This window comes from Rudanella lutea DSM 19387, from assembly GCF_000383955.1.
Taxonomy (GTDB): Bacteria; Bacteroidota; Bacteroidia; order Cytophagales; family Spirosomataceae; genus Rudanella; species Rudanella lutea.
This window is the reverse complement of the sequence record NZ_KB913013.1, coordinates 4073502-4097163: the sequence shown is the minus strand read 5'-3', so window position 1 is coordinate 4097163 and position 23662 is coordinate 4073502. Positions and strand designations below refer to the sequence as shown.

Annotated in this window: 19 protein-coding genes; 7 read left to right on the top strand and 12 right to left on the bottom strand. The window is 53.7% G+C overall.

Annotated elements, in window-relative coordinates; all coding sequences use genetic code 11:
- Positions 1-41: 41 nt before the first annotated feature.
- Positions 42-1019, bottom strand: coding sequence for a gliding motility protein GldB-related protein (locus RUDLU_RS0116985; RefSeq protein ID WP_019989604.1), 978 nt, complete (start codon positions 1017-1019; stop codon positions 42-44).
- Between the two features lie 171 nt (positions 1020-1190).
- On the opposite strand from RUDLU_RS0116985, the gene RUDLU_RS0116980 reads away from it, so the two are divergent.
- Positions 1191-2087: an outer membrane beta-barrel protein gene (locus tag RUDLU_RS0116980; protein ID WP_019989603.1), complete on the top strand. Its 897-nt coding sequence runs from the start codon at positions 1191-1193 to the stop codon at positions 2085-2087.
- Between the two features lie 295 nt (positions 2088-2382).
- Here RUDLU_RS0116980 and RUDLU_RS29705 read toward each other — a convergent pair whose 3' ends face one another.
- Together RUDLU_RS29705 and RUDLU_RS0116970 are read right to left on the bottom strand one after the other, a co-directional pair.
- Entirely contained in the window at positions 2383-2694 is a 312-nt protein-coding gene (locus tag RUDLU_RS29705) for a hypothetical protein (RefSeq protein WP_157580246.1), read from the bottom strand.
- Positions 2695-3172: 478 nt separating this feature from the next.
- On the bottom strand, positions 3173-3460 hold the full coding sequence (locus RUDLU_RS0116970) for a hypothetical protein (RefSeq protein ID WP_152123244.1): 288 nt from the start codon (positions 3458-3460) through the stop codon (positions 3173-3175).
- Positions 3461-3907: 447 nt separating this feature from the next.
- Between RUDLU_RS0116970 and RUDLU_RS0116965 the strand changes: the two genes are divergently transcribed.
- The 5 genes from RUDLU_RS0116965 to RUDLU_RS0116945 all read left to right on the top strand — a co-directional run bounded on the left by RUDLU_RS0116965 (position 3908) and on the right by RUDLU_RS0116945 (position 10923).
- Complete coding sequence (locus RUDLU_RS0116965) at positions 3908-4369, top strand: regulatory protein RecX (protein ID WP_019989600.1); 462 nt, start codon at positions 3908-3910, stop codon at positions 4367-4369.
- A 219-nt stretch (positions 4370-4588) separates the two neighbouring features.
- Positions 4589-7060 carry a TonB-dependent receptor gene (locus RUDLU_RS0116960; RefSeq protein WP_019989599.1) on the top strand — a complete coding sequence of 824 codons (2472 nt, stop codon included), beginning with the start codon at positions 4589-4591 and terminating at the stop codon, positions 7058-7060.
- A gap of 234 nt (positions 7061-7294) precedes the next feature.
- On the top strand, positions 7295-8077 hold the full coding sequence (locus tag RUDLU_RS0116955; protein ID WP_169578050.1) for a TlpA family protein disulfide reductase: 783 nt from the start codon (positions 7295-7297) through the stop codon (positions 8075-8077).
- Between the two features lie 320 nt (positions 8078-8397).
- Positions 8398-8604: a heavy-metal-associated domain-containing protein gene (locus RUDLU_RS0116950; protein WP_019989597.1), complete on the top strand. Its 207-nt coding sequence runs from the start codon at positions 8398-8400 to the stop codon at positions 8602-8604.
- A gap of 66 nt (positions 8605-8670) precedes the next feature.
- Entirely contained in the window at positions 8671-10923 is a 2253-nt protein-coding gene (locus RUDLU_RS0116945) for a heavy metal translocating P-type ATPase (RefSeq protein WP_019989596.1), read from the top strand.
- A 107-nt stretch (positions 10924-11030) separates the two neighbouring features.
- Here the strand turns inward: RUDLU_RS0116945 and RUDLU_RS0116940 are convergent, their stop codons facing one another.
- The 7 genes from RUDLU_RS0116940 to RUDLU_RS0116910 all read right to left on the bottom strand — a co-directional run bounded on the left by RUDLU_RS0116940 (position 11031) and on the right by RUDLU_RS0116910 (position 18969).
- Positions 11031-11894: an aldose 1-epimerase family protein gene (locus RUDLU_RS0116940; protein WP_019989595.1), complete on the bottom strand. Its 864-nt coding sequence runs from the start codon at positions 11892-11894 to the stop codon at positions 11031-11033.
- Positions 11895-12004: 110 nt separating this feature from the next.
- Positions 12005-13966, bottom strand: coding sequence for a glucosamine-6-phosphate deaminase (gene nagB, locus RUDLU_RS0116935; RefSeq protein ID WP_019989594.1), 1962 nt, complete (start codon positions 13964-13966; stop codon positions 12005-12007).
- 148 nt (positions 13967-14114) lie between these two features.
- Positions 14115-15632 carry a Do family serine endopeptidase gene (locus RUDLU_RS0116930; RefSeq protein WP_019989593.1) on the bottom strand — a complete coding sequence of 506 codons (1518 nt, stop codon included), beginning with the start codon at positions 15630-15632 and terminating at the stop codon, positions 14115-14117.
- Between the two features lie 297 nt (positions 15633-15929).
- Positions 15930-16382 carry an Hsp20/alpha crystallin family protein gene (locus RUDLU_RS0116925; protein WP_019989592.1) on the bottom strand — a complete coding sequence of 151 codons (453 nt, stop codon included), beginning with the start codon at positions 16380-16382 and terminating at the stop codon, positions 15930-15932.
- Between the two features lie 214 nt (positions 16383-16596).
- Entirely contained in the window at positions 16597-17361 is a 765-nt protein-coding gene (gene rnc / locus RUDLU_RS0116920; RefSeq protein WP_019989591.1) for a ribonuclease III, read from the bottom strand.
- A complete protein-coding gene (fabF, locus tag RUDLU_RS0116915; protein ID WP_019989590.1) occupies positions 17362-18615 on the bottom strand; it encodes a beta-ketoacyl-ACP synthase II in 1254 nt (417 codons plus the stop codon).
- A 114-nt stretch (positions 18616-18729) separates the two neighbouring features.
- Positions 18730-18969: an acyl carrier protein gene (locus RUDLU_RS0116910; RefSeq protein ID WP_009284998.1), complete on the bottom strand. Its 240-nt coding sequence runs from the start codon at positions 18967-18969 to the stop codon at positions 18730-18732.
- A gap of 311 nt (positions 18970-19280) precedes the next feature.
- On the opposite strand from RUDLU_RS0116910, the gene kdsA reads away from it, so the two are divergent.
- A complete protein-coding gene (gene kdsA, locus RUDLU_RS0116905; protein WP_019989589.1) occupies positions 19281-20093 on the top strand; it encodes a 3-deoxy-8-phosphooctulonate synthase in 813 nt (270 codons plus the stop codon).
- On the opposite strand, the gene RUDLU_RS0116900 is transcribed toward kdsA, so the two are convergent.
- On the bottom strand, positions 20094-22496 hold the full coding sequence (locus RUDLU_RS0116900) for a sialate O-acetylesterase (RefSeq protein WP_019989588.1): 2403 nt from the start codon (positions 22494-22496) through the stop codon (positions 20094-20096).
- 53 nt (positions 22497-22549) lie between these two features.
- Entirely contained in the window at positions 22550-23614 is a 1065-nt protein-coding gene (locus RUDLU_RS0116895; RefSeq protein ID WP_019989587.1) for a hypothetical protein, read from the bottom strand.
- Positions 23615-23662: the final 48 nt, after the last annotated feature.

The window sequence follows — 23662 nt, the reverse complement described above, 5'->3', positions numbered from 1 at the left end:
AGGGGCATTGGCGGTAAAGTTGCCATGCCCGAAGGCCCGTGTTAATTTTCGTCTTTTTGCCCTTTGTATCCCGACTCCATAAAGAGTTTGCGCGCGTCGTCGGTCGCCATCAGGTCGGTAATCGACGGGTTCGTTTGCTTGTCGAAGTAGCGACCCACAATGCGCCAGCCCACCCAACGCCCAATTGCGCCGGGGCAGCGCGGGCCAATCTCGGCCGTAAAGGGCCGCTCGTTCATGTAGCGGTTCTTTATGTCGGGGCGAGTTTCGTAAATAAGCTGCTTATCAATAAAATGCGCCCACACCATATCCTGCGCGTTGTAGGTTTCGGTGAGCTGCACATCGGAATAGCCAATCACGAGGCTGTCGGCTACGGCGGGCATCATGGTTTTGGTAAACACATAGCCTTTGCCAAAGTAAACCATATCGGCCAGCATGGTTTGGTCGGCCGGGTTATTCTTGTTAAACGCGTCGGAGAGGGTAAAGACCACCGTCGGGGCAATGTATTCTTTGGCGTACCGGCGCAAAATGTACTGCGGAAACTCAGGGCCACGGGGCCGGTATTTGGCTTTGGGCCCCAGAAAATAATCGAGCCCCACAATCACGAGGCTATCGCTCACGACCAGGTCGGGGCCCATAAAGCCCGTGACCATAGTCACCACACGCGGAGGCTTAAAGTCGGGGTACGCTTTCTTGATATTGACGAAGGCTTCACCCAATTGGGCCGCCAGCTCGTTTTCTTCCGGAAACTCGTCCTGAACCTGCTTGTACAATAGGTTGAGTTCGGGGTCGTTTACCCGATGGTGCAAATCGGCAACCAACGAACTATCGGGGCCGTTGTCCGCGCCAAAGTACAATTGTGCAATTGACTTGTTTCGGGCCAGAAACTCCCGAATCTGATCGGGCTCTTTTGCTGCAAACAGGGCCTGATCGAGCCGGTCGAGCGGAACCCGTTCCTTTTTGGCACAGGAGTTGAGCAGTAAAACAGCAAGAAGCGCCCCAAGAGCGGCTGGAAAACGCATTTATTTTGAAAAAGAGTGATCTGAACAAGGCGTTCACTAATCCATCGGGCCGTTCAATTGTCGAAGCTATAGCACAAAAAAATCACCACCACTGCGGTTGTCTCTGATTGTCCTGCCACCTTCTGAGCACGCCCGGTACGTGAACTCCCTTTCTTGAAAACAGACAAATTTATGGAAAAAGTTGCAGTCCTGACCCTGATTTTGACGCTGACAGCCGCAGTCGGGGAATCGTGGGGTCAACAGTGGCAAGCGTCGACCGACGAATTCGCAACGGCCCGGGTTACGGAGCGCCGTTTCCGCAAAATCCTCGGCGACGATTACAAGGTGACCGTGACCGACGAAAAACCACTTCGGAAACGGAAGAAAAAAACAAGCACCGACCGGGCTATCGACCGCGCCTACCAACAATCGCGCGATGAGGCCTACCCCGACTACGAGCGCCCCAGCCACCTGATTGAGATGAGCGTGCGGTTTGCCCCGCATGCCACCATCAACCGGGTCGAGAGTTCGGGTAACTACCTGGGTTTTATGCAAAACGGCACCGCCCTACGCCCTAGTGTGGGGGTATCGCTCGATTATTTCTTTTTTAAAGATCGATACGCCTTTAGCTCAGGGCTTTGGTACACCATTAAGCGGGTGGGCTACCGGATTCCGGGCTCCTATGGCGAAACCCGCTGGAACCCCGGCGCACCGGCCAAGTACGCGGTGTATAACCTTCAGTATGTGCAGATTCCGATGACGGTGAAACTGTTTGCCAACAACCTGCTTCCATCGTCGCGGCTTTATATTCAGACGGGCGGTCTGCTCGACGTCAAACTGGCCGAAAAAGCCCTCGACCCCACGCGCAACGTGTACCATCAGGTAGCCCAGAAAGAAGGCACCCGGCGGCAGTTTGGCTTTGCCGATGTGGCCTGGGTGCTGGGGGGCGGCCTTCAGTATCGGTTGAGCCAGACCAATGCTATCAACATCAGCCTCAGTTATCAGCGGGGGCTGCTCGACGTGGCCCGCCCCCGCGACCTGCACGTGCGCAACCGGGTGGTGGCGCTGGAATTGGGGCTGAAGTTTTAGGCTGCATAAAAAAAGGCAATCGGTACGAAAACCGGTTGCCTTTTTGGTGTGTCCAATGGCGTGGTACAGATCACCGTAGTACGGCGCATAGTCAGCATAATGCACCCGAACCAGACTGAAATGGTGTGGATATAGCAGTCAGATAATCTGTCTGGCAAAACAATCATATCGGAGCCAGACCAGCAACCTGAAAACTACCCGTTCTGATACGGGGAAAATACGTGTCTTGTTTTTGCAAAAAAGATACATAAGCTATTTCAGGTAACGCCTTCAAGTAAGTACCTAACCAAGGGGGTCACTTAAAATATCTTTCCACCAACTCATAGTAGTACCGCACACTGTCGGCTTCGCTACCCACTTTAGCTACGTAACCCGTTGCCTGTACCTGATCGGCCGGCTCGTTTATCCAGTACTTTCGGAACAGGGGAATGTTATCGTAACTCACCACAAAGCTACGATTCTGGCAATCTGGATCTACTCCCAACCACTCATTGGTAGCAGTAGTCGTGTTATCTCTAATAAGTTTCTCGCTTGTATTAGGACCGGGCAATCGACCACTAACTGGGTATATTTTCAAGGTCTGTGGTTGGGCAAAGGTCGTTTGCATTCTGGTTGGATAAACAATTTTGACAAGTCGCCACGTACCACGAGTGTCTAAATAAAAAGTACTTACTGCTGGTGAAGAACATTTTTTTTCACAACTGCTGTTAACAGTCAACAGGACAACTGCAAACAAGACTAGGAATTTTATCCGTTTCATGATCTGTATCTGATTACAATTTTGCTCTGTCAGCGAATGCCCGAAATCATCTTCACGTTCTGATTGTAATGGATGTCTGCTAACTCTGTTGGTTGCATCGGCCGGTCAAATAGACGGATAAGCGACGCCTGAACAGAGTTTGTACGATCTGTAGTAACCATATACTTGAATTTTGTCGTCGTCCACACTAACGTAAATTCGTTAACTCCTATTCGCTTAGTCGTTCGCAGCAGTTTGCTTAAGGCATCTATCTAATAAACCATCTTGTCTCGCTGGAATTGGGACTGAAGTTTTGAAAAAAGCGTGTCAACTATGACACGCTTCATTATTTGTCGAAGTAATTTCTTTCTACCAACTCATAGTAGTACCGCACACTGTCGGCTTCGCTACCCACTTTAGCTACGTATCCCGTTGCCTGTAGCTGATCGGCTGGCCCATTTATCCAGTATTTTCGGAACAGGGGAATGTTATCGTAACTCACCACAAAGCTACGATTCTGGCAATCTGGATCTACTCCCAACCACTCATTGGTAGCAGTAGTCGTAGTGTCTTTAAAGAGTTTTTCACTAACATTAGGACCGGGCAATCGACCGCTACTTGAATAGATTTTCAAGGTTTGTGGTTGGGCAAAGGTCGTTTGCGTTCTGGTTGGATAAACAATTTTGACAAGTCGCCACGTACCACGAGTGTCTAAATAAAAAGTACTTACTGCTGGTGAAGAACATTTTTTTTCACAACTGCTGTTAACAGTCAACAGGACAACTGCGAATAGGACGAGGAATTTTATACGTTTCATGATCTGTATATGTTTGCCGGAACGGTGAGCGTATTACACGTCTCCCCGAACCCATAAAGCTTCGCAATGCTCATCAGGTCAGCAAGATGCAGATGTGTTGCTGCCGTGTAGTTACAGCTGGGGCTACTTTCGCTGTTCTATCAAATAACGACGCCCAACTCATGAAAACAAATAAATTTATCAATCGGCTACATACGGGCTTCTTTAGGAGCTTTTTGCCCGTTGTTCCTGTTTAGCTTGGTACACAGGCCTCTTACCCATCGCATGACCGAATACCTCAAAGACGCCCTCCGTAAAGCCGCTTCGTTTTGTGCCTATCAGGAACGGACTCAACAGGAAGTCCGCGACCGCCTGAACGACTGGGACATCTACGGCGACGATGCCGAGGAGATTATTGCCGAGCTCATCAGTCAGAATTACCTCAACGAAGGGCGGTTTGCCCGGTCGTTTGCGGGCGGCAAATTTCGGGTGAAACACTGGGGCAAACGCAAAATCCGGCAACACCTGCAACAGCGGGGCATTACGGGCTACAACCTCGATCAGGCTATGAACGAAATAGCCCCCGACGATTACCGGGCCGCCCTCGCCGATCTGCTGGCCAAAAAACGCCGGACCATCCGCGACGATAACCCGCTCGTGGTGAAGCAAAAACTGGTTCGGTTTGCCCTGAGCAAAGGCTATGAGTCGGATCTGATCTGGCAGGTTCTGGGTGCCGACGACGAATAGTTTCCCCAAACCGGACCGCCGGTGCAACCCTCACCCCCGTTTGGCCATCTTTCGGGCAGCAACCAACGGTTTGAGCACAAGGGCGCGGGGTAAAGCCGGGCTCTCAACGGCAGTCCGGCAGGCGTCACGACGAATTCTTAAATTATCCTAACAGCGTCGAAGGCACTTTTGCAGCACTCTACCTTTGTTGCAGACAATAGGGTACAACCTTCAGCCTTTATGAACGCTTTTCTTTACGTCCTCACCTTTATCACGTTTGGCGCGTTTGCCCAGACGCCATCTACCGGCAAACTAACGGGCACCGTAGCCGACTCCACAACCCGCCAACCCATTTCGTATGTGACGATTGCCGTGTCCACGGGGGCCGTATCCACGTCGGCCGTATCCACGTCGGCAACGGGGGCTCGTAAAATTTTGCTGGGCGGCACGGCTGATGACAAAGGCGCTTTTGTGCTCGACAACATTCCGGCGGGGGTCTACCAGATTACCCTTTCGTTTGTGGGGTACCGTACCCGAATCATTCCGAACGTGGCTATCGTACCCGCCAATGGCCCGGTCGACCTGGGTACGGTACTCCTCGCACCCGATACCAAAAGCCTCAATGAAGTGGTGGTAACGGCCCGGAAAGCACTCGTCGAAGACAAGGGCGACAAGCTGGTGTACAATGCCGATGTGGACGCCACCAACACGGGCGGAACCGCCGTGGATGTACTGCGGAAGGTTCCTATGCTCACCGTTGACCTCGAAGGCAACGTAAAAATGCGGGGCAGCAGTAACATAAGGGTACTCGTAAACGGGAAGCCATCGAGTATTATGGCCCGTAATCTGGCCGATGCGCTCAAGCAGATGCCCGCCAACATCATCAAATCGGTGGAGGTGATTACGAGCCCCGGCGCTAAATACGATGCCGAAGGTTCGGCCGGGGTGATCAATATCATCACCAAAAAACAGCTTCAGGGCACCAACGGCACGATAAACGCTACGGTGGGCAATTTCAACAACTCACTGGGCGGCAACGTGTCTGTAAAGCAGGGCAAAGTAGGACTCAGCGCATCGGGCAACGTGTACACCTACCGCAACATCATGGAAATGGGGCAGAGCCGAACCACCCTCGTGGACGGGCAACCGGTGAGCGAGTTGTCGCAACGGAGCACGGCCGATAACACGGGCATGGGCGGTCATAGCGAACTGAGCCTCGATTACGACCCCGACTCACTCAACCGTCTCAATTTCTCGGTGAATGCCTGGGGCGGCAACTTCCCCAACAATAGCCAACTGGGTAGCCGGCTGGTGTCGACGTCGGGGCAGGTGGTTCAGGATTTCCGGCGCGACATTGCGTTTCGGAACCCCTACGGCAACGCCGAGTTTAACCTCGGCTGGACCCGCTCGTTTACCAAACCCGGCAAGGAGTTTTCGGTGCTGTCGCAGTACAGCTACATGCCCGACAACTATTACTACACCATCAATCAGTTCGACCGGGCGTCGGAGCGGCCTACATTTCTGGAACAAACCACCAACCTGAGCCGCAACAACGAGTTTACGTTTCAGAGCGACTTTGCCAACCCGTACAAACTGCGCGACTCGGCCAGCCTGAAGGTCGAATTCGGGGCCAAAACCATACAGCGGTTCATCGGCAGCGAATCGACCACCAACCTCTCGCTTACGGGGCTGGAGCAGGATTACGCCTTCGATACGGCGCGGTCCAACGAGTTCAAGTACATTCAGCGGGTATTCGCAGGCTACAGCTCGCTCAAGTTCGACACCAAAAACAAGTGGGCGTTATCGGCCGGGCTCCGGCTCGAACACACCCGCATCAATGGGGACTTTATCACCCAGCGGTTTCAGTTCAACAGTCAGTACACCAACCTGGTACCCAGTTTTACGGTTGCCAAAACGGTCGCCAAAAAGCACACGTTCAAGCTGGCCTACACCCAACGTATTTCGCGCCCGCTCATCTGGTACCTCAACCCATTTCGCAACGTCAGCGACCCACGGAATATTCAGACGGGCAACCCCTTTCTGCGCCCTGAGCTTACCCACGCCACCGAGGTATCGTACAGCACCTTTGGCGAAAACGGCTTTTCGCTGAATACCTCTCTGTTTTGGCGGCAAACCAACAACGCCATCGAATGGCTCTCGACCGTCGATGCGGCCGGTGTAGCCGTTACCTCGCCCCAAAACATTGGCCGCAACGCCAGCTACGGCGCCAACCTAAGCCTAAGCATGCAGCCCAACAAACGTATCGATCTGAGCCTGAACACCGACCTGACGTACGTGATGCTGTCGAGTGTGGCTCTGGGCCAACGCAACTCGGGTTGGGTAATGGGCGTGGGGCCTAACCTGACGTACAAGCTCCCCAAAGACGTATCGGTGCAGGTGATGGGGCAGTACAACACAGGCTGGATTAGCCTACAAAGCACCAACACGGGCTGGTACTTCTACGGGTTGTCGGGGAAGAAAGAGTTCTGGAACAAAAAAGCGAGCCTGACGCTAAACGTAACCAACCCCTTCAATCGGTGGAATCTAATGCGGGGCGAATCGTCGGCTCCGAGTTTTGACGCTTCGAATCAGTTTCGGCTCGTCAACCGGTCAGCCCGCCTGACGTTCAGCTACCGGTTTGGGCAGATGAGTAGCGGGGGCAAGCAAAGCCGCAAAATCAGCAACGACGACGGCAAAGGGGGCGGTCGGTAAATGGCTACCCCTACCACTTAGTAGACACAAAACGAAAGTTGAACAGCCGATTTTTTTTCATAGAAAGCCTATTACTTTGGATCGTTCAAAGCGCCCTTTCCCAAAAAACGCTTGCGCCACTCCTACGTGTTCTACACCATTCGCCCAGGCATAGCCATGAAATACGCCCTTCTTTTTCTGTACATTTTGCTCGGATTGCTATTAGCCGTTGGCATCCAATCTACCTTCTTGCTTATGCAGGCAAGATACCCCGTTCTGGTAACATCTGGGCTGCTGTTTGGCGTAGGCTATCTGTTAACCGCCTATAATCCGCTAAAACTAAAGCCAGTGGTTGTTTACCTGCTGGTTTCAATCTGTTTTACACTTATTCATCTATACGGGCTTTACATCAATTTTGATGGGTTGAAATACCTCTCGCCCACGTTAGTTGTCTTCTTTGCGTTGGCGTTCTTTACCGGAGTTAGCGTCAGGAAAAGCGGGTCGGCCAGCACGTATATGGCCTTGGGCTTTCTGGTTTTGAGTACGCTCTATATGGCTTTTTCGGTACTGCCCAGATTGCAATTCAACGAACGTATTGCCAACGGACAGCGCCCGTTTCCCAGGCAGTTTACCTTGGTACAAACAGACGGGAAGCCGTTTAAACTTGCCCCCGATCAAATTGCCGTGATTAACTTTTGGGATTCCGGGTGTGCATATTGCTTCAAGAAAATCCCCTATGTGATTGAGCTACGAGAGCAGATTTCAAATCCAAGGGTGGTTTTTGTGGAAGTGAACACGGGCAGAGCCGATTCCTTCGAAACGTTTAAGCAGCTCGTTGCCAAACAGCGTTTTGTGCCATCTATCAATCCCGTTTACGATCAGGGAGCGGCACTGTCGACCCAGCTGAACATACAGGGCATCCCCCGACAAATCATTGTGAAGAACAACGTCGTTCTGCACGACCTCACGGGCTTCAACACCGAGGAGGCAGGCATTTACCTGGATTACACCCGGCAACTTATCGAAGGCCTATTATAAGTAAGGCGTTTGAGCGGCCAGTTTCCCGGCCACTCAAACGCCCTTTCGTCACCATTAGCTGTCTGTCTACGTTAGTAACTCCATTTCGGCCGGGTTCATTCCCCGGTCGTTTTTTTTGCCCCGCTATCGCTCATGTATTTGTCGGCCTGTTGCTCCTGCGCCAGGGCTGGCACTCATGTCTAAATCTTGTACGCTCCATCCCGAAACCTATACAGCCTAAACCGGAGCAAAACCGACCTTTGTATTGTTCTTTAAAGAGCAGGCCGGGGCGACCAAAAGCCCGGTTTGCTCAATCTGTTACACATAAACTGATCCATCAGATGGCACTCGAATTTAAAACCAATATGAAATGTGGCGGCTGCGAAGCGCAGGCAACGCCTTATCTGAACGAAGCCTTCGGGGCAGGCAACTGGCAACTAAACACAGCCACACCCGAAAAACGCCTGACCATTACCGCTCCCGATGCTACCGCTGAGCAGGTGAAGCAGGTGGTTGAGAAGGCTGGGTTCAAAGCCGAAACGCTGTAATTGCCTGTAAGAAAGGCTCTCGGGATCGGGGCCGCCCAGCCCTGACCCCACAACCAAAAACGAATCATGACTCAGCTAATTGGCACCGAAGTCCGAAAGACGTACCCGGTACTCGAAATGAGTTGCGCGGCCTGCGCCGTCAGCGTAGAGTCGATACTCAAGCATACCCCCGGCGTCAGCAACGCCACAGTCAACTACGCCAACCAGTCGGCCTCGGTGCAGTTTAACCCGCGCACAGTCTCGCAGGAGGCTCTTCAGCAGGCCGTTCGGTCGGTTGGTTACGACCTCGTCATCGACGACGAAGACCCGCTCCAGATTCAGCAGGAAGCCCAGCAGCGCCAGTACGAACAGCTCAAAGCGCGCACCACGGGGGCTATTGCGCTCTCGATACCGGTGGTTATTCTGGGCATGTTTTTTATGGATTGGGCCTACACACCCTGGATCAGCCTGTTGCTGTCGGCGCCGGTCGTGTTCTGGCTGGGCCGGTCGTATTTTATCAACGCCTGGAAACAAGGGCGGCACGGGCGGGCCAACATGGATACGCTGGTGGCCCTCTCCACGGGCATTGCCTTTCTGTTTAGTGCCTTCAACACGATCTATCCCCAATTCTGGCACCATCGGGGCCAAATGCCGCACGTTTACTACGAAGCGGCCGCTGTGGTCATTACGTTTATTTCGCTCGGCAAGCTGCTCGAAGAACGAGCCAAGTCGAACACATCGTCGGCCATTCGGCAGCTGATGAACCTGCAACCCAAAACGGTGCATCTGCTCGGCCCCGACGGCACCGAACGCGAAGCCCCTGTGACCGACGTGCAAGTAGGCGACTGGCTGAGTGTACGGCCGGGCGAGCAGATTCCGGTGGATGGGCTGGTCGAAACAGGTGAGTCGTACGTGGACGAAAGCATGATTTCGGGTGAACCCGTCCCCGTGGCCAAAACCGCCGGAGCCGCCCTTTTTGCGGGCACCATCAACCAGAAAGGCAGTTTTCGGATGCGGGCCACCAAAGTCGGCAACGATACCATGCTGGCGCGCATTGTTCGGATGGTGCAGGAAGCACAGGGCAGCAAAGCCCCCGTACAGCAATTGGTCGATAAAATTGCGGGCGTTTTTGTCCCCGTCGTAATTGGTATCTCCCTGCTCACCTTTGCGGTGTGGCTACTGGCGGGCGATGCCCTCGCGCCGGGCGGCAATGCCTTTGCGCAGGCGTTGCTTACCTCGGTCACGGTGCTGGTTATTGCCTGCCCTTGTGCGCTGGGTCTGGCAACCCCCACGGCCATTATGGTCGGTATTGGCAAAGGCGCTGAACACAACATTCTGATCAAAGATGCCGAAAGCCTCGAACTGGGGCAACGTGTCGATGCCGTGGTGCTCGACAAAACAGGCACCATCACGCAGGGAAAACCCGTGGTTACGGATTTTGTCTGGCTGAGTCATCGCCCCGACACCGACCACCTCAACGCCGTACTTGCATCGCTCGAAGCGCAGTCGGAGCACCCACTGGCCGAGGCCGTGGTTGAGCATTTGAAAGAGGCCGGTGTGCGGCCAGGCGCGGTATCGCCCACCCGATTCGAAAGCCTCACGGGTCGGGGTGTGCAAGGTACGGTTGAGGGCGAAACCTACTGGATCGGTAACGGCCGACTCATGCGCGAGCAGGGCCTGGCTACCAATGCAGCCGAGACGCAGGCGGCACAACTCCGGCAACAAGCCAAAACGGTGGTGTACTTCGCCGACCAAAATCAATTGCTGGCCCTGATTGCCATTGCCGACCCGATCAAACCCACGTCGGCGGCCGCTATTCAAACGTTACAACAACGGGGTATCTCGGTGCATTTGCTTACGGGCGACAACCCCGAAACGGCTGCGGCTGTCGCCAAGGCTGTCGGCATACGTGAGTTTACGGCCGAGGCCATGCCCAACGACAAAGGGGAGTTTATTAAAGCCTTGCAGGCAAAGGGCAAGGTGGTAGCAATGGTAGGCGATGGTATCAACGACGCGCAGGCTCTGGCTCAGGCCGATGTGAGTCTGGCGATGGGCAAGGGGTCGGATATTGCGATGGACGTAGCCAAAATGACGCTCCTCACCTCCGACCTCAACAGCGTACCCAAAGCCTTGTTGTTATCGAAGCGTACCGTACAAACCATTCGGCAGAACCTGTTCTGGGCGTTTGTGTACAACCTGATCGGCATTCCGATTGCCGCCGGCGTACTGTACCCAGCCTTCGGGTTTCTGCTCAACCCCATGCTCGCGGGGGCTGCTATGGCGCTCAGTTCGGTTTCGGTGGTTACCAACAGCCTGCGGTTGCGAAGCCTGCGGTTATAGTCTGAAAACGTTCAAAGATGACATCTCGTTTGGAGAGATGTCATCTTTGAACGTTTTCAGACTATGCGTTGGCTAGAGATGTCATCTTTCCAAACAAGATGACATCTCTAGCCAATGGTAACAGTAAACGTAGCTTCGAAGACCTCGCCAACGCCCACCTGCTGAATCGCTTCTTTTTGCGGGAACGGCACCGGCTCACCCACCGAATCGGCACAACCAAGCCAGGGCTCAATACACACAAATGGCGCACCGGGCTTGGCCCAGATGCCCAGATACGGAAACTGGTCGAATCGCACGGTTACGGCCCGGTCGTGGTTTTTGCTTCGAATCTGCACCGCACGCGAACGCAAACTCTTGATCACCAGCGCGTCCTTGTCGAACAAGTGTTTGGTGAGCGGAATCCGGTTGTCAATCTGTTCAATTGGCTCAGTTTGGCCGGTAAAATACCCTTCGGGCGAGAGCAGATGGGTCTGCAACGGCTCGGTGTACGCAAACTCAAGCCAATAATCGGTTAAATCTTCATTGGCACCAAACGGCACGTTAAACGCCGGATGCGCCCCCACCGAGAAAAAAACCGGGCGGTCATCGGTGTTACGAACCCGGTACGTAACAGCCAACGTGGCCCCCTCAAGTGTGTACACAATCTCAAACACAAATCGGTATGGGTACGACGCCCGCGTCTCTTCAGAGTCGGTCAGTACAAACCGGGCCATCGACTCGGTCTGCTCGGCAAGAGCAAACACCGACTGCCGCGTGAAGCCATGACGACCCATCGGGTAGGCCTGCCCATCCACCCAAATCTGATTGTTCAGGCATCCACCCACCACCGGAAACAGATTTGGAGCGTGCCAGCCCCACACGGCTGGGTCGCCCTGCCAGAGGTGCTCAGTACCCGAAGGCTTATGAAAAATAGACGTAAGCTCGGCACCCTGCGGCCGGATATTGACAGAGAGAATGTCGTTAAATAGCATAAAGCATCTATATAAAGTTAAGAGTTGGCTGACGCAGGCCCACGGCTTACGCTTCACCAACTCTTAACTATTAACCACCGGGCGGCCCCGTCTTACCGTTTAACTCTTTATTAGAATTTCCAGCGTACAAACGCTTCCATAGCCTCGTACTCAGCCAGGCCCAGGCGGTTGTAGATAGCAGCGGTACCCCGGTTGCGTTCTTCGGCGCGTTGCCAGAACTCCCGCGAGTCGGTACCCTGATACACCACGCCGTCTTTTTGCGACTGATGCTTGAAGATACCCAAACGTTTTTTCATCACCTGATCGGGCGACATCGGGACGGCCATCTCGATTTCGCTCACATCCCACTCGGCCCAGGCGCCCCGGTACAACCATACCCAGCAGTCCTTCATGAAGTTTTTGTGCTTCAGCCGGCGTACGGCTTCCATGATAGCGTCGAGACACACCTTGTGCGTACCGTGCGGATCGGCGAGGTCACCGGCGGCATAAATCTGATGCGGCTTGATTTTCTCGATCAAATCCATCACCACTTTCACGTCGTCTTCGCCGAGCGGCTTCTTCTCCACCTTACCCGTTTCGTAGAACGGCATATTCAGGAAGTGCGCATTTTCGACGGGAATACCCACAAACCGGCAGGTCGCTTTGGCTTCGCCCATCCGAATCAGGCCTTTCACGTGCCGCACTTCAGGTGTATCCATTTCGCTGTCTTTCTTCAGACGCAGCGACGTAGCGGCATCCTGGAAAATACGCGTTGCTTCGGGGCTATTGATGCCAAATTTCGAGTTGAAGTCGACCACATAATCGGCAAATCGCAGAGCCTCATCATCGGCAACGGCAATGTTGCCCGACGTTTGGTAGCCTACGTGTACCTCATGTCCCTGATCGTGCAGACGCTGGAACGTACCGCCCATCGAGATAATATCGTCGTCGGGGTGCGGGCTGAAAATGATACAACGTTTCTGAGCAGGCAGGGCGCGCTCGGGGCGGTTGGTATCATCGGCGTTGGGCTTACCGCCGGGCCAGCCGGTAATGGTATGCTGCAACTGATTGAACACATCGATATTGATGTCGTATGCCTGCCCGTACTGAGCCAGCAGGTCGCTCATCCCGTTATCGTTGTAATCGCGGTCGGTGAGTTTCAGAATCGGTTTGCCCAGTGTCAGCGACAGGTGCGTAACCGCCTTCTTAATCATCTTGTTGTCCCACACTACCGTATCGACCAACCAGGGTGATTTCATCCGGGTCAACTCGGAGGCCGCTGCTTCGTCGATCACAAACAGCACGTTGGGGTGCGTTTGCAGGTACGAAGCCGGGTTGGTTTCGGTTACGGTACCTTCAACCGCCCCGCGAATCACGGGGGCTTTGCGCTCACCCCAGGCGAGCAGCACTACGCGTTTGGCAGCCAGGATACTCGCAACCCCCATTGTAATAGCTTTGCGGGGTGTGCGGGGCAAACCACCAAAATCGCCCGAGGCAGCCGCCCGTGTCGAGTGGTCGAGCATCATCAGGCGGGTATGCGAGTTGATGAGCGACCCCGGTTCGTTGAACCCAATGTGGCCGTTCCCCCCGATACCGAGCAACTGAAAATCGAGCCCGCCCGCTTCGGCAATCATCTCCTCGTACCGCTTCACAAACTCAGCTACTTTGTCGTAGCGGATAGTGCCGTCGGGTACGTGGTAGTTTTCAGCCGGAATGTCGACGTGGTCGAATAGCTGCTCCCGCATGAAACGCCAGTAGCTCTGCAGCGAATCGGGCTCCATGGGGTAGTACTCGTCCAGGTTGAACGATACGACATTGCGGAAACTCAGTCCCTCTTCGCGGTGCATCCGAACCAATTCGGCGTAGACCGTCTTAGGCGACGATCCGGTGGCTAACCCCAGAATGCAAGGTTTTCCTTCCCCTTGCTTTTGCCGGATCAGATCCGCGATTTCGTGGGCTACTGCCCGCGATGCGGCCTTGGCATCGGCATAAATGTGGGTGGGAATTTTTTCGTACGTAATGGCCGAATGTACCGGTCCATTATTGACAGACTGATTGTTAGGTGCATCCGCAACGGGCGAATCAGTGATCATGAGGGAATGTAGATTGGTGATTTACGGGGCAAAGTTCCACAAAATGACCAAACTACTGAAATACTATTCACAAAATTTAGGCAAACAAAAAGGTCTACCCCGTAATCAAGGGCAGACCTCCGTATAGCAAGTTGCTTATTATCAGCCGTTACACCGGCACGGCGTAGTAATACATCCGTGAGCTTCCCGGATACATACCGATCAGCATCAGACCTTCGCCTTCTTTCACGTTAGCCATGATCGTTTGCAGGTCTTTCACAGTTTTTACATTCTTACCGTTGGCTTTCACAATGATGAAACCTTCTTCAATATCGGTTTCAGCCAGTTTGCCGTCAAGAATCTTCTTCACACGCACCCCACCGCTCAGGCCAGCCTGTTGCAGCTCGCGGGCGCTGATGTCTTCAAACTCGGCTCCTAACGTACCAAGCGATGCCGTAGCGGCCTCGGCTTTTTTGATCACGTCGCGGCCGCCGTTGCGGTTACGAAGTTCTACTTTGAAATCGCGCTCGGTACCACCCCGGTTTACCGTGACGTTGATCACATCACCCGGACGACGGCGACCAATGATCTCGCGCATTTGGGCGTCTGAATCAACCGGCTGACCTTCCATTTTCACGATCACGTCGCCTTTCTGCAAGCCAGCGGTTTTAGCAGCTCCATTGTCGACCACATTATCGATATAAATACCCCGGCCCACTTTGGCGTTCAGTTCGGCAGCCCGTTTGCTGTCCAGCTCAATCGGAAGAATACCAAGGTAGCCACGCTGTACGTTACCGTACTTCAGTAGGTCGGCCGTTACTTTTTTCACCAGCGACACCGGTACGGCAAAACCATAGCCACTGTAATAACCCGTTGCCGAGGCAATGGCCGAGTTGATACCTACCAGTTCGCCACGCAGGTTGACGAGTGCCCCACCCGAGTTACCAGGATTGATGGCTGCATCGGTCTGAATAAACGATTCGATGGGCGTGTCGGCGTTGCGGTCATTACGATCTACGTTCTGGTTCAGAATACCGATACCACGGCCCTTAGCACTAACAATACCAGCCGTTACGGTCGACTCCAGGTCGAGCGGATAACCAACGGCTAACACCCATTCGCCCAGTTTCAGGTTGTCTGAATCGCCCAAGGTAATGGCGGGCAGGCTACCACCGGCTTCCACCTTAATCACGGCCAGGTCGGTGAGGGGGTCAGTGCCAATCACTTTGGCTTTAAAGCTCCGCTTGTCGGTCATCACCACCTCTACCTGATCGGCATCCTGCACCACGTGGTTGTTGGTTACGATGTAGCCGTCTTTCGAGATAATTACGCCCGAACCGGAGGCTTGTCCTTGCTGACGGCGGGGTTGCCGGGGCTGTGCGCCACCAAACTCATCGCCGAAGAATTCGCGGAAAATATCCGGAACCTGCTGCTGACGAACCGTGCGCGTTACCGTCGTGCGAATGTGTACCACCGTTGGGGTGGCCGACTCAGCGGCATAAGCGAAATCGCCCGGTGCGCTCGTCCCGTTGCCCGTGAGGGCGGCTAACCGACCCGTAATGGTCGGGGTCGACGACTCATTGAATACAACATCCCGCTTGTTAAAGCCAAGGAAGTTGTAGGCCGCCAGGGTGATTGCACTCGATAAGATGGCAATCAGCGTCAATACTTTCCAGTTGCTTTTCATTAGTTTTTGAGGGTAATGCATTGTCGGTGATCCGACAGGTTGTCTTCATAGCTTGCTCATGTCTGTGAGTCACGAGCTACTCAGCAAAATAACGGAATCCTGGGGTCAAAAAATTCGTGGACAAGTGGGTACTTAACAATTATTAACAAGCGATTGTTGAGCCAAATTTACCATGGGCCACCCCACAATTATCCACCTCCATACCCGCCCCACCCGCCGTATGCGTACCCGGTCGCAGAGAGCAAAACCGTATGGCCTCGCCCCCTGCGACCGGGTACAGTCACGGTTCGGTTCCGATTAACCGCCAATTTCAATTTGCCGGGGTGGCTTGGGTTTAGCCTCCTCACGCTTCGGAATCTCGATGCTCAAAATTCCATCGGTATAGGTAGCCCGAATCTGATCCACGTCGACCGAGTTGGGCAGCATAAACGTCCGTTGAAACGATGAATAGCTAAACTCCCGGCGCGTGTACTTTTCGTTCGGTTTCTCTTCAGTCTTATTCTCCTGATACGCTGAAATCGTCAGGTTCGTATGGTTCAGGCTCAATTTAAAATCCTCTTTTTTCAGGCCAGGGGCCGCTACCTCAATCCGAAAGCCATCGGTATGTTCGGCTACGTTTACGGCTGGTACACTATTGGGCGCCTGTGTGCTCTGGCTGAAGAAGTCGTTAATTTCACGACCCAGGGGGCTGTTCATGCGAAACGTTTCGATCAACGAGGGGAACTGGTTAGAGCGGGTTAAAGCGTTCATGGTACTGGTTTGATTAACGGTTTCTGTATTTGTTATCTACCATCGGTTAGTCAAGTTTTGTACCAGCCCTACTATACGGCCAAATTGACACGATAAAGAGCCTCTCACTACGCCAATTGGGTCATTTTGACAGAAAGCCCGGCCTATACTCCACAAAAAAATGCCATGTGTTTGGGCACATGGCATTCAGGGTATCATACAGTTTGAGCTACGTCTACTTGGCATCGAGAAGCTCAAGGGCTTTCTCGGCAGCTGACTGTTCCGCTTTCTTTTTGGAATAGCCGCTACCCGTGGCAAAGGGTTCTTCGTTAATCACGATCTGCGCGATAAACTCCCGGTAATGGCTATTCCCTTTCTCGGCAATAATATCAAACCGTACTTCTTTACCTTCACGTTGCGCCCACTCAATCAGGCGACTCTTGAAATTGGCATTGTTCTGCACCAGCGAGTCGATATCGTAGTGCGACAGCAGGTTCTTCAGGATAAACCGGCGAGTAAACCGGAAACCTTTATCGAGATAAATGGCACCAACCAGAGCCTCCAGCGCATCGCCATACATAGAGGTACGGGCGGGCAGACTTTTAGTACGGGCCCCGTCGTACTCGATGAGCCGGTCGAGGCCGATTTTGCGCGAGATACCGTTAAGCATCTCCCGGTTCACAATCCGCGACCGAATTTCGGTCAGAAAACCCTCGTCTTTGTACGGGTATTTTTTGAATAGAAACTCAGCAATGACCATACCCAGTACGGCGTCGCCAAGGTATTCAAGTCGTTCGTTCGACTCGCGAAAGCCTACAATGACCGTCTCCCGGGAGGCCGACGAGTGCCGTAGCGCCAGTTGGTACAGGCGCAGGTTCGACGGATTTTCCCCGATAATATGGGCGACAGCATTCTTTAACTTTTTCCGTTTGTCGGCATCCTGCGAGCGGAAAAGGTTCAGAAACGTGGCAAAGTAGCTACGAGGCAAAGCGAGTTGCACTTAGTCGGAAAGTTTACGGAAAATAACCGATGCGTTATGCCCGCCAAAACCGAATCCGTTGCTCATGACCGTGGTCAGCTTGCGGGGCTGGGCCTGATTGTACGTCAGGTTGAACCGGGGGTCAATCTCAGGATCGTCGGTAAAGTGGTTGATCGTTGGAGGCACAATCTGGCGTTCCAAAGCAAACAGACAGGCAATGGATTCCACCGCCCCGGCCGCTCCGAGAAGGTGGCCAATCTGCGACTTGGTCGAACTAATGTTGATGGCAAAGGCATGGTCACCAAAGAGTTGGTGAATGGCCTTCAGCTCCTGCGGGTCGCCTACGGGCGTCGAGGTGCCGTGTGTGTTGATGTAGTCAATTTCTTCGGGCTTGATACCGGCATCATCGAGCGCATCGTGCATACCCAAACGGGCACCTAACCCATCGGGGTGCGGGGCCGTAATATGAAACGCATCGGACGACATGCCCCCGCCAATCAGTTCGGCGTAGATTTTGGCGCCCCGTGCTTTGGCATGCTCATACTCTTCCAGAATCAGGGCACCGGCGCCTTCACCCAGTACAAAACCGTCGCGGTCTTTATCGTACGGGCGAGAGGCCGTCATGGGGTCATCATTGCGTTCCGAGAGGGCCCGGTTCGCGTTGAAACCACCAATACCGGCTTTGGTGACGGCGGCTTCGGAGCCCCCGGTCACGCAGATATTCATGCGGCCCAGACGGATGTAGTTGAACGCATCGATCATCGCGTTCAGGCTCGACGCACAGGCCGATACCGTCACGTAATTGGGTCCGCGGAAACCATAGCGCATCGAGATTTGGCCCGGTGCACTGTCGGCAATCATGCGAACAATAAAGAACGGATTGATCCGAGGAGTACCGTCGCCTTTGGCGTAGTCGATCACCTCGTCTTCAAACGACTTCAGACCTCCAATACCCGATCCCCAGATAACGCCGACCTTGTTTTTGTCAATTTTTTCCAGGTCCAGCTTCGAGTCCTGCACTGCCTGTTCGGCCACAATCAGTGCGTAATGGGTGAAGGGGTCCATTTTGCGCGCATCCTGACGAGGGATGTACTGAGTAACGTCGAGCCCTTTCAGTTCGCAGGCAAACTGGGTCTTGAACTTGCTCGCATCGAATTTGGTGATTGGGCCGGCACCACTGGCACCAGCGGCCAAGCCATCCCAAAACGTGGGCACATCGTTACCGATGGGGGTGAGGGCACCAAGGCCCGTAACTACTACTCGTCGGAAGGTCATACAGGAAAACTGCAGATGGAATAATAAGAAGAAAACAGGCGCTACGTGTTTGAGTAGTTAAGCTTTCGAAGAGAAAACCTAAAGACTCAAACAGGTAGAAGGCCCTGTGCAGGCTTACTTGCCAGCGTTTTCTTCGAGATAGGTGATCGCCTGACCAACGGTGCCGATGTTTTCGGCCTGATCGTCAGGGATAGAAATGTTGAATTCTTTCTCAAATTCCATGATCAATTCAACAGTGTCAAGCGAGTCGGCCCCCAGGTCGTTGGTGAAGCTTGCCTCAGGCGTAACCTCAGACTCTTCGACACCTAATTTCTCAACAATAATGTTCTTAACTTTTTGTGCAATTTCTGACATTTTAGTAGTCAATTGGGGTTGAAAAACGGCACAAAGAAAACCATTTCCCCTATCATTGTCAAACAATTTTTTTGTAGCCTGGGCGTTAATACCTATGCCGTAATTAAATATAAATTATTGATTTATAGTAGTTTATATATTGACTATAGAGTTTAATCCTACACCGTCTACTAAAGCCTCTTTCCTACCAAACCGTACTCTTTGGTGCACAAAGCGCCGAATCGGGCGGCTATACGAGGGCTTCGATACCGAACTACTGAGTTCCTAAAATCCGTTGCACCTTTGTATGCCTCAATAGGCTACCAATACGTATGATCCAACTTTCGAAGCTCCGCCATACTGATTCGCCCAACTTTTTTTTGATGGCTGGTCCCTGCGCCATTGAAGGCCGCGACATGGCTCTGCAAATTGCCGAACGCATTGTTACCATTACCGATAAGCTACGAATTCCGTACATTTTTAAAGGTTCGTACCGCAAAGCCAACCGAACCAAAGCGAACTCGTTTACGGGCATCGGTGATGAATTGGCCTTGTCGATCCTGAAGGAGGTTGGTACTACTTTCAACATCCCAACGGTGACCGACATTCACGAGTCCGACGAAGCCGCTATGGCTGCTGAGGCTGTCGATGTGTTACAGATTCCGGCTTTTCTGTGCCGCCAAACCGAACTGCTGGAGGCTGCCGCCCGCACCGGTAAGGCCGTGAACATCAAGAAAGGCCAGTTTTTGTCGGGCGAGAGTATGCATTTTGCCGCCGAAAAAGTCCATGCTATAAACCCGGAAGCTACGGTGATTCTGACCGACCGGGGTAACTCCTTTGGCTACGGCGACCTGGTTGTCGACTACCGGAATATTCCGGCCATGCAGTCGTTTGGTGTGCCGGTTGTGATGGATTGCACCCACTCATTGCAGCAGCCCAACCAGTCATCGGGGGTCACGGGTGGGAAACCGGCCCTGATTGCTACCATTGCCAGGGCGGCCATTGCCGTTGGGGCCGACGGCCTTTTCATCGAAACGCACCCCGATCCATCCTGCGCCAAGTCAGACGGTGCCAACATGCTCCCCCTCGATCAGTTAGAAGCCTTGCTGGAACGGCTCGTGCGAGTCCGCGAAGCTATTCTGTAACTATCGTCCTCGAATACTGACCCAGGCGGTATCATCTTCGCCATTTTCGGTCCCATTCCCCGGGGTGGAGTCCGAATCGGCGGGGTTGGCCGCCCAAATCTGTGCTTTGGTCAGCTGCTCACCGGTCGCAATCAGGCGAGCCATAAACACAAGCGTGGTGCTACTCCCGGCATTGAGGTTGTTGACAGTTCCGGTTACGGTCTGTCCCGTTGCCGACAAACCACTCACGTAGCTAAGTCCGGCGGGAAGAGTAGCCGCTACGGTAATAGCGGTAGCCGAGGCCCCGCCCCGGTTTGATACAACAAGGCTATACGACACCAGCTCGTTGAGAGCTGGTGTGCGGGTATTGGTCACCAGTTGTAAGCTCAGATCAGCGCGACTGGCTTCAGGAGCGGGCTCATTGGACTGTACGGCAGGCAATGGAACCTGATTGGGGTTAGCCGATTCGAAGATTGCCCCGCCCGCACCCGGCGTGCGCCACTCCACACTCGCTTCGTCGTCCTGACCGGTGCTTGTACCGGTTCCCGGCTGGCTATCACTATCCGTGGGGCTGCTTTGTACGATCTCGGCCGCGTTGCGGTAGGTTCCCTCAGCCAGTACCTGTACCCCGAAACTCAATGTTATCGATGCTCCGGTGGCCAGTTGGGCTACATTGCCCACCAAAGCGGTACCGGTATTAGTCATACCACTGGTTGTTACCACCGACAAATTGGCCGGCAACCGGTTTTGCACCTGTACGTTGGTTGCCGAATCGGGACCACTATTCTGGAGGATTAGTTGTACGGTGAGGGTTTCGCCGACCCGCACGACCCGGCTACTTGTTACTATGGCAAGGCTCAGATCGGTACGTGGAGCAGGGGGCGGTGGGGGTGGTATTCCCAGTTGAAACTTATTAGTTGGTACGGCGGGCAGTATTGGATTTGTAGCCACCAAACGCAGACGAAACCACCCTGTTGTCAGGTCAGAAGGAAGCTTTGTTCGGACCGGGTTGGTGCCAACTCCGGGCAACGCTTCGATAAAGCGCCCGCTTGAGTCGAGTAATTGAACCTGCCAGCCATTATCCCCCCCAAACGTTCCGATGGTGTACACCGCCAGGGTAACACTATCGGCAGGAGCAATGATGCCCGCAACAGAACCGGTTACGGCAAACTGCTGCGGCAGTACCGGAGCGGCATTTTGAAAAAAAGCGTTGTTCAGGCTGTTGTTCCAGTTTCGGGCAAACCGCGATAAACCCATCGAAGCCGGAATTGAATTGGGATTGTTGAAATACTGCGGGTGCGTAGGGGGGCGTAGTTCATTCCCGAAGTGCACATTGTTTACACCCGCCTGCCGGTTGATGATCGTATCGTTTAACGGTCCCTGGAATGCCAGCAAATTAGGTGTATCAATAACCTCCTGCTGTTTGGCAACTACCTCGGGCCGGGTCACCTGACCGTCGAACGAAGCCCGCGCAATGACCCAGGGCAGTGGCCGCCCGTTGAAGTCGGCCCGTGACTTGGCAATCAGCTCACGCAGCCGCGTGGCATACTGCGGGATACTGCCGCTGCTGTTGTCGCCGTACTCGGCCTCGCCCTGATGCCACAGCACTGCCCGGGCGCCCCCCGTTGAGCCGTAGTAATGCAGAATATTTTTCAGATTGGTATATGGCTGTAGATTAAGCCAGTCTCCACCCGAACACCAGTACCGGTTGCAGGCCGGTATACCATTGGCCGTGTTGATCCAGTTCTCAATGGTCGATGAATCCCAACCAGCGTTGTAAAACACAACCGGCACATTATAACGACTCACGATATAATCGCCCAACTCACCCCACCCCCAGGAGCTTTCGCCCATGGGAAACATACGCCGGGCCGCAGTGAGCGCTTTGTACCGGGGAAACGGCATGGGGTCGCCCGACGAGAACAGCGGCTGACCCGACGGATAATAGTGATTGATGGTGTCGATCGTACTGACCCGGTCGGTGGCCGTACCGAGGTCGTTATCGCCATTGCCCAGCCCGCGCGAGTTTGACTGGCCCGCCGTGATAAACACCTCGCCGATCCCAACCGGCCGAACGGACGTTTCATTGATGACTATATTGTTGCGGATGGCGCGCAGGTTAAGCACGTACCAACCGCCGGTGCCGGTCAGTTGCCCGTAGAAAACGCCGTTTTGCGGGTTAGTCTGAATAACCTGCCAAGTGGTGCCACTCCCCTGCCCGGCCGCAACGGGCGTAAGCTGCCCCTCAATCCGGTCAGCAGCAAAATCGAGACGGCCCGATACGTACAATTGCCCTTGATTGTCGGCCCCCCGCTGAACCACCAGCCGGGGCACCGGATACGATACCTCAAACTGTTGGGCATACCCAACAACCGGTGAAAACCAGATTAGATAAAGTAGTAACTTTTGAAAATACCTGCTCACGTTATAGACTATGGATCAAACCCCGATACTGGTGTGGCTGCTCAGAGTACCCGCTACCGGTACCCCTTTAACCACAGCTTCAGCATGTCGGTATCAGACAATACCTCCAAATCAGATTTCGACGCTTTAAGCATCTTTTTAACCTGGTTGAGGTAGGTGTTGAAATTAAATTCGAGACTTACCGGCGAATGAATAAAGCCAAATGCCGAGCCCAGCATCCGCCCCAGCCGCGACTGTAGAGCAAAGAGTTTAGCATCCAACTCGGCAACCTGCCCTTTCAAAAGTTTGTTGTAATACCCGAGCTGCTCATCCGCCAGGGTTTCCAGGTGTTCCTGATCAATCCGGTTAAACTCCATTTGCAACCGAAGTAACCCGAGTAAATCGTTGTCGTCGTAGGCTTGCGTAACCCGCTGCATAATCTCGGTTTTACGGATTTTCTCGGTCTCGTCGGGTTCACGGTCGGGATGAAACGTTTTTACCAGATCCATATAAAGCGCCCGAACCGACCGGGTGATGTTGCGGGCCTCCTCTGCCCGTTTGGCTTCGCGTGCCTGTTGCTTCTCCGACTTTGGTCGAGCGGCCCGTTCCTCCTCGGCCCGTTTCCGGCGCCATTCTTCAGCTTCGGCTTCGGCTTTCTCCCAACTGTCCTCTTCCTCGGCAGGCGTACCTTCGGGATGGGCTTCCTCGTTTGTACGCTTATTGTCGCCCAGGGCATCCGACTGCTGCTGATGACGTATCCGTTCGTCAAACGTCACGTCACTGTACCTATCGTGAATGGGCTTCAGCGCATCAATGCCGTGTTGATCGATCAGGTCAAAGGTAAGCTCGGTAATCAGCTCGGCCAGTTTACGCCTGTCTGCGCGCGATACGTCCTGTTGCGTAGCAGCCCGATCATACAGCCTAACCAATTTGACCTGTACATCGGTCAGTTTTTTCAGGAGCGGCCGGAGTTCTCCCTCAACCCGCTGTTGAATCCGGTCGGCAGCTTCGCGCAGAGTGGCCAAGTCTCTCTCTGTTTTCTCGATTTGCCGGGTCAGCTCATTAAACTCTTTCTGAGCCTTACTCAGTGAGGTTTTTTCTTTTACAATATCTACCCGAACGATTTGCTGTTTTGCCATACGCCTTATGCAACCGGCTCAAAGGTAACAGCTTGCTAAAAAAACACG

Coding starts and splice junctions, on each gene's coding strand:
- RUDLU_RS0116985 (WP_019989604.1), bottom strand. CDS start 1,019: ATGCGTTTTCCAGCCGCTCTTGGGGCGCTTCTTGCTGTTTTACTGCTC.
- RUDLU_RS0116980 (WP_019989603.1), top strand. CDS start 1,191: ATGGAAAAAGTTGCAGTCCTGACCCTGATTTTGACGCTGACAGCCGCA.
- RUDLU_RS29705 (WP_157580246.1), bottom strand. CDS start 2,694: ATGCAAACGACCTTTGCCCAACCACAGACCTTGAAAATATACCCAGTT.
- RUDLU_RS0116965 (WP_019989600.1), top strand. CDS start 3,908: ATGACCGAATACCTCAAAGACGCCCTCCGTAAAGCCGCTTCGTTTTGT.
- RUDLU_RS0116960 (WP_019989599.1), top strand. CDS start 4,589: ATGAACGCTTTTCTTTACGTCCTCACCTTTATCACGTTTGGCGCGTTT.
- RUDLU_RS0116955 (WP_169578050.1), top strand. CDS start 7,295: ATGCAGGCAAGATACCCCGTTCTGGTAACATCTGGGCTGCTGTTTGGC.
- RUDLU_RS0116950 (WP_019989597.1), top strand. CDS start 8,398: ATGGCACTCGAATTTAAAACCAATATGAAATGTGGCGGCTGCGAAGCG.
- RUDLU_RS0116945 (WP_019989596.1), top strand. CDS start 8,671: ATGACTCAGCTAATTGGCACCGAAGTCCGAAAGACGTACCCGGTACTC.
- RUDLU_RS0116940 (WP_019989595.1), bottom strand. CDS start 11,894: ATGCTATTTAACGACATTCTCTCTGTCAATATCCGGCCGCAGGGTGCC.
- nagB (WP_019989594.1), bottom strand. CDS start 13,966: ATGATCACTGATTCGCCCGTTGCGGATGCACCTAACAATCAGTCTGTC.
- RUDLU_RS0116930 (WP_019989593.1), bottom strand. CDS start 15,632: ATGAAAAGCAACTGGAAAGTATTGACGCTGATTGCCATCTTATCGAGT.
- RUDLU_RS0116925 (WP_019989592.1), bottom strand. CDS start 16,382: ATGAACGCTTTAACCCGCTCTAACCAGTTCCCCTCGTTGATCGAAACG.
- fabF (WP_019989590.1), bottom strand. CDS start 18,615: ATGACCTTCCGACGAGTAGTAGTTACGGGCCTTGGTGCCCTCACCCCC.
- RUDLU_RS0116910 (WP_009284998.1), bottom strand. CDS start 18,969: ATGTCAGAAATTGCACAAAAAGTTAAGAACATTATTGTTGAGAAATTA.
- kdsA (WP_019989589.1), top strand. CDS start 19,281: ATGATCCAACTTTCGAAGCTCCGCCATACTGATTCGCCCAACTTTTTT.
- RUDLU_RS0116895 (WP_019989587.1), bottom strand. CDS start 23,614: ATGGCAAAACAGCAAATCGTTCGGGTAGATATTGTAAAAGAAAAAACC.